General features: G+C 71.9%; 7 protein-coding genes. 3 read left to right on the forward strand and 4 right to left on the reverse strand.

Annotated elements, in window-relative coordinates:
• Positions 1–131: 131 nt before the first annotated feature.
• Both AC13HU_RS03375 and trxA read left to right on the forward strand, forming a co-directional pair.
• Positions 132–551 (forward strand): MerR family transcriptional regulator, encoded by a 420-nt coding sequence (locus AC13HU_RS03375; protein WP_483040196.1) that lies wholly within the window; start codon positions 132–134, stop codon positions 549–551.
• The gene (trxA, locus tag AC13HU_RS03380; protein ID WP_483040197.1) at positions 548–922 is read left to right on the forward strand and encodes a thioredoxin; all 375 of its coding nucleotides are present in this window, start codon (positions 548–550) and stop codon (positions 920–922) included. Before AC13HU_RS03375 ends, trxA begins: the two co-directional genes overlap by 4 nt.
• Before the next feature lie 163 nt (positions 923–1,085).
• On the opposite strand, the gene AC13HU_RS03385 is transcribed toward trxA, so the two are convergent.
• From AC13HU_RS03385 to AC13HU_RS03400, 4 genes are read right to left on the reverse strand one after another with little or no spacing between them, the layout of a single operon-like run.
• Positions 1,086–1,958 carry a substrate-binding periplasmic protein gene (locus tag AC13HU_RS03385; RefSeq protein ID WP_483040198.1) on the reverse strand — a complete coding sequence of 291 codons (873 nt, stop codon included), beginning with the start codon at positions 1,956–1,958 and terminating at the stop codon, positions 1,086–1,088.
• Between the two features lie 30 nt (positions 1,959–1,988).
• Positions 1,989–2,735 (reverse strand): amino acid ABC transporter ATP-binding protein, encoded by a 747-nt coding sequence (locus AC13HU_RS03390; RefSeq protein WP_483040199.1) that lies wholly within the window; start codon positions 2,733–2,735, stop codon positions 1,989–1,991.
• The gene (locus AC13HU_RS03395; protein WP_483040200.1) at positions 2,732–3,535 is read right to left on the reverse strand and encodes an amino acid ABC transporter permease; all 804 of its coding nucleotides are present in this window, start codon (positions 3,533–3,535) and stop codon (positions 2,732–2,734) included. Before AC13HU_RS03395 ends, AC13HU_RS03390 begins: the two co-directional genes overlap by 4 nt.
• On the reverse strand, positions 3,535–4,737 hold the full coding sequence (locus AC13HU_RS03400) for an amidohydrolase (protein WP_483040201.1): 1,203 nt from the start codon (positions 4,735–4,737) through the stop codon (positions 3,535–3,537). The genes AC13HU_RS03395 and AC13HU_RS03400 overlap by 1 nt, the downstream gene beginning before the upstream one ends.
• 145 nt (positions 4,738–4,882) lie before the next feature.
• Here AC13HU_RS03400 and AC13HU_RS03405 point away from each other — a divergent pair, with 145 nt between their 5' ends.
• Positions 4,883–5,992, forward strand: coding sequence for an ArsR/SmtB family transcription factor (locus tag AC13HU_RS03405; RefSeq protein ID WP_483040202.1), 1,110 nt, complete (start codon positions 4,883–4,885; stop codon positions 5,990–5,992).
• The last annotated feature ends 8 nt before the right edge of the window (positions 5,993–6,000 follow it).

A 6,000-nucleotide genomic window follows, 5' to 3' on the forward strand; every position in this document is an offset into this window, starting at 1 on the left:
TCGACGTAAATCCTGAAAGTTTTCTTCACGGGCCGGGGTGCGGGTCGGGCGAGTCGGGTGATTCCGGGCCGCTCGCCACCGCCCGTCCGGGGCTGGCCTTGACGCGTACGTCAAGGTCTACGGTCGTTACTATGCGCATCGGTGAACTCGCGGACCGGGCGGGCACCACGACCCGCGCCCTCCGCTACTACGAATCCCTCGGGCTGCTGCCGCCCGCCGGGCGGGCCGCCAACGGCTACCGCGCCTACGGCGACGAGCACGTGCGGCTGCTGGAACAGATCCGCACCCTCCAGGACTTCGGCTTCGGCCTGGAGGAGACCCGCCCGTTCGTCGAGTGCCTGCGGGCCGGCCACGCGGCCGGGGACACCTGCGCGGATTCGCTCGCGGTCTACCGGCGCAAGCTCGCCGAACTGGACGCGTGCGTGGAGCGGTTGAGGTCCGTACGGGACCAGGTCGCCGCGCAGCTCGCCCGGGCGGAGCTGGCCGCGGGGGCCGGGGAGGAACCGATGTGCGAGCTGGCCCCACCGACCGAGAGGACCACTTCGCCATGACCACCGACGCCATGACCACCGACGCCGTTACGACTGCCGGTCATCTGCACCCGGGCGTGCCCGTCACCACCGACGCGACCTTCGCCGCCGACGTACTCGCCGCCGACCTGCCGGTGCTGGTCGACTTCACCGCTTCCTGGTGCCCGCCGTGCCGCATGATCGCGCCGGTGCTCGCGGAGATCGCCGCCGAGGAGGCCGGGCGGCTGCGGATCGTCCAGCTCGACGTGGACACCAACCCGGCCACCCAGGCCGCCTACGGCGTGCTGTCCATGCCGACGCTGATGCTCTTCCGGGCCGGCGAGCCGGTCAAGGTAGTGGTGGGGGCGCGGCCGAAGCGGCGGCTGATGCAGGAGCTGGCCGACGAGATCTGACCGCGGTCCGTGCCGGCGCGGGCCCCGCTCCGGCCCGCGCCCCGATCCGGCCCCGCTCGGCGCCACGACGACGCCGGTCCCGGCTGCGCGACGCCGCACGTGGACGTGCGGAACATGACGCAGCCGGGACCGGCGGTCGGCTGGTGGTGGTGCGGCGGGCCGGTCAGCCCTCGGTGGGAGCCAGGTCGGTGCCCTCGACCTGCTTGGTGAGGTTGGGGCGCTCCTTGATCAGGCTGGTGGCGATCGGGTCCTCGAAGTACTTCCGGTACAGCTTGACGTAGGTGCCGTCGGCGATCATCGCGTCGACCTGGGCATCGAGGTCCTTGAGGAGTTTCGGGTCGCCGTTCTTGCGCAAGGGGAACGCGCTGCCCTGGAGGCTGTCCCGCTCGACCGCGATCCGTACCGGCTGCTTCTTCACGTACTCGTTCGCGTCGGCGCCGCCGATCACGATCGCCTCGACACCGCCGGAGAGCAGCTGCGAGATCATCGCGGTCTGGTTGTTGAACTTCACGACCTTCGCCTTGGGCATCTTCTCGGTGATGAAGGCTTCCTGGACCGCGCCGCTGATGACACCGACCCGCTTGCCGTCGAAGTCCGACACCGTGCTCTGGGTGCCGCTCTTCTTTGTCACCACGGCGGTGAAGCCCCAGTAGTACGGGATGGTGAAGGAGACCTGCTTGGCGCGCTCGGCGGTGGCGCCCACACCGGCGACGCCGATGTCGTACTGGCCGGCGGAGAGGCCGGTGAGTATGCCCTGCAGGTTCGTGGTCTTGTACTGGACCTTCAGGTCGAGGCGCTTGGCGGCCTCGTTCATCAGATCGACGGCGAAGCCGGTGGGGTTGCCGGCGGCGTCGGTCACCGCGAAGGGCGGCTGCTCGGCCTGCGTACCGGCGGTGATCACTCCGCTGCGGACCGTCTTGTACTTCGCGGTCGAGGCGTTCGCCGAACCGCTGTCGCCTCCGCAGGCGGTGAGGGGCAGCAGCAGGGCGGCCGCGGCGCCGGCGAGCAGGGATCTGCGCAGGATGGTGCGGGACATCGGTGGACTCCTGTACGGGGAACGGGCGGTTCAGAGGACCTGGGACAGGAACTGGCGCAGCCGGGGATGGTCGGCGCGTTCGAAGATCCGGTCCGGCGTGCCGATCTCGGCGAGGCGGCCGTCGCACATGAAGGCGACGCGGTCGGCCGCCTCCCGGGCGAATCCCATCTCGTGCGTGACGACGGCCATGGTCATGCCGCCCGATGCGAGGTCCCGCATCACGGCGAGCACGTCCTTGACCAGTTCGGGGTCGAGCGCGGAGGTGGCCTCGTCGAAGAGCATCACCTCGGGCCCCATGGCGAGCGCGCGGGCGATGGCCACGCGCTGCTGCTGGCCGCCGGACAGCTGCGCGGGCCGCCGGTCGGCGAACGCGGCGAGGCCGACCTCCGCCAGCCGGCTCAGCGCGACCTGCCGGGCCTGTTCGCGGCCCATCCCCTTGACCGAGGTCAGGGCAAGCGTGACATTGCGCTCGACGCTCATGTGCGGGAAGAGGTTGAAGTGCTGGAAGACCATGCCGATCCGGGTGCGGGCGGCGTCGACATCGGCACGCGGTGCGGTCAGGCAGGTGTCACCGAGCCAGATCTCGCCGGCGTCGGGGGCCTCCAGGAGATTGAGGCACTTCAGGAGGGTCGACTTGCCGGAGCCGGAGGGGCCGATCAGGCAGAGGGTCTCGCCGCGGCGGACGTCGACGGTGATGTCGCGCAGCACCGTGTGGCCGCCGTAGCTCTTGCTGAGCCCGGTGACCCGCAGGGCCTCGGCGGTGGCGGTGGCGGTCATCGCTGCTCTCCTGCGGGGGCCGGAACGGGAGTCGTGGGCAGGTCCGGCTCCGCGGGGACCGGGGGCCCGCCGCGCTTCGGGCCCTCGCGCAGCCGCTTGTCCAGATGGTTCATGAAGTACGTCAGCGGGATGGTGAGACAGAGGTAGCTGATTCCGGCGGCGATCAGCGGCGAGGAGTTGTAGGTCCGGGCGACCTCCTCCTGCGCGATGAAGTACAGCTCGCGCTGCCCGGCGGCGAGGCCGAGCAGATAGACCAGCGAACTCTCCTTGATGTCCTTGACGAACTGGCCGGCCATCGCGGGCAGCACGCGCCGGATGCCCTGCGGTATCACGACCAGGCGCATCGCCTTCAGGTAGCTCAGGCCGAGACTGCGGGCCGCCTGGAGCTGGCCGGGGTCGACGCTCTGGATGCCGGAGCGGAAGATCTCCGCGGTGTACGCGCCGGAGATCACGCCGATCGCCAGGATCGCGTAGCCGAAGGGATCGGTGCCGAACGGGCGGAACCCGGCGGCGGGCAGGCCCACGCCGATCAGCATGACCGTGATGATCACCGGCAGGCCGCGGAAGACGTCGACGTACAGCCGGGCCGGGAGCCGTACCCACCAGCGGTTCGACAGCAGCAGCATGGCCGCGAGCAGCGCGATGACGACGCCGACGACGATCGCGCCGGCCGCGATGGTCAGGGTGTTGAGCAACCCCTCGGTGATCAGCCGGGGAAAGGTCCGGGCGATCAGGTGCCAGTCGAAGAACGTGTCGACCAGGGCGTTGGACGCCAGGTCCGGCGAGGAGGAAGGGGCCATCACGACTCCTGACAGCGGTCGGGGGTGGAAGCGGACGCGTGGAACTCGTCCCGGACCGCGGTGAGGAACGTCGGGTCGGTGAGCAGATCCAGCACCAGGGCGGCGATGCCCGTCGCGGCCGTCGCGGCCGCGTCGTGCGCCTGCGGCGTACGGGCCGCCTCGCGCATCTTCGCGGAGTGCCCGGGCGTGTCACGGGGGCAGACCTGCACGTAGGGGTGGATCACGGGCAGTTCGACGGACACATTACCAATGTCGGACGAGCCCGCCGGATTCGCCGGGGACGGCGGCTCCAGTTCCAGGCCCAGGTCCGCGGTGTAGGCGGCGAGCCGGTCGGCCATCGTCATGTTGTTGTTGCGCTCGGTGTAGCGGGGCGCGGTCTCGGTGTGCTCGACGGTGGTCCCGGTGGCGAGCGCGGCGCCCTCGGCGGCGGCGAGCACCCGGGCCAGCAGTCCGTCCAGAGCCGCGGAGCCGGCCTCGCGCACGTAGATGTCCAGCTCGGCCCGCTCGGGCACGACGTTGGGGGCGTCGCCGCCGTGCGTCACGATGCCGTGCACGCGGGCGGTCGGCGGGATGAACTGGCGCATCGAGTCGACCGCGGTGAGGAAGAGCTGCGCGCCGGCGGCCGCGGAGCGGCCGTCCCAGGGGGCCTTGGCGGCATGGGCGGCGACGCCGTGGAAGGTCAGCCGCAGGTGGCTGGCGGCCAGCGCGTGCCGCGCCCGCAGGTTGCGGTCGGCCGGGTGGAACATCACCGCCGCGTCCACCCCGTCGAAGGCGCCGCGCTCCAGCATCAGGATCTTGCCGCCGCCGCCCTCCTCGCCGGGGGTGCCGATCACCATGAGGGTGCCGGGGTGCTCGGGCCGTACGGCGGCCGCGGCCAGGGCCGCGGTCAGCCCGCCGGCCGCGATGAGGTTGTGGCCGCAGCCGTGGCCGATGCCGGGCAGCGCGTCGTACTCCAGGAGTACCGCGACCGTCGGGCCCTGCGTCGCGCCCCGATGGACGGCGGTGAAGGCGGTCGGGAGGTCGGCGACACCCTTGTCCACCTCGAAGCCCGCGGCGGCAAGGCGACCGGTGAGCTGCTCGACGGCGTGGTGCTCCTCGAAGCGGGTCTCCGGCGTACCGTGCAGGTCCAGGCTCAGCTCCTCGAGCGCGGGCCGGAGCTCACGTGTGGCGGCGCGCAGCTCATCGGGGACAAGGTGGTGCATAGAGAAGCTCCGGGAGGCTCTGGTACGACGTCGGTACGGCGTGCTGTGGTTCGGCGAAACGCTAGGAGCTGCCCGGGGTGCTGTGGCCATGGTTACCGCGGCTGCGGTAAGCGAAAGTCGACGTTGCCGTGAACAGGAGGTGGTCATGAGCGTGGTCCTACAGCTGTCCGGAGCCGCCCCGGCCGATATCTCCGTCGGTGCGTCGCCGCTCGCCGAGCTGACCGCCGCGCTGCACGCCTACACGGAGTCCGAGCACCACCTCGGCACGGTCCGCTGGGCGCGCGGCCTGGACACCGAGGACTCCCCGGCCGCGCCGGGCACCGCCCTCGACCCCGGCCTGCGGCTGCGCATCATGGGCTGGGCCCCGCTGTGGGCCTCGTACCGGGCCCGCTACCTGCTGCCGATGAACGCCGCCGCGGACCGTCCGCTCGGTGCCGAACTGGCGGACATCGCGGATCTGCCCCTCCCGCGCTTCGCCGAGCTCACCGGATACGCGGTGCGCGGCGGCAACTCGGGCGGCCCGCTGGATCGGGTGCTGCACGACTCCGCGCAGCGCCAGGGCCTGCTGGCGGCCGCCGAGTTGCGTTCCACGACCCGCGCCGAACTCGCCCGGCGGCTCCTGGAGGACCCCGAGGCCCTGCGCGCCGACCTGACCGTGCTGCTGACCGATGCGGCCGCCGCTCTGGAGGCGGATCTCACGCGGGCGGCTCGCACCATCGGCGCGCACCTGCCCGCGTTGCGAACGGACCTCGCACAGGAGGGGCCGGGCGAGGCACTGGCCGGACTCGACCCGTCGGCGTCGTACCGCGGCGGACCGCCACGGGTGGTCTTCGACAAGTTCCACCACGGCATCGTGAACGTCGCGACCACCGGGCTGCTGGTCCTGCCGTCGGTCTTCGGCCGTCCCCATGTGCTGGTCAAGCACGAGCCCGGGGCAGCCGCCGTCATCCAGTACCCGCTGTTGCCCGAGGGCGCCGCCCAGCCCGGCTACGCGGCGGTGAACCGGCGCCTCGACGTCCTGCGCGACCCGGCCCGGCAGCGCATCGCGCGGGCCATCGCACGCGAACCGCTCACCCCGTCCGAACTGGCGGCCCGCAGCGGCATGACCCTGCCCCAGGTCTCCAGGCACCTCGCGCGGCTGCGCGAGGCCGGCCTCGTGACGGTCGACCGCGACGGCCGCCGCGCCTACTACCAACTGAACCTGGACCCGGTGCGCCGGATCGGAGAAGACCTCCTCACGGCACTGTTCCGCTGACCGGGGGC

The organism is Streptomyces sp. NH27 (assembly GCF_056859195.1).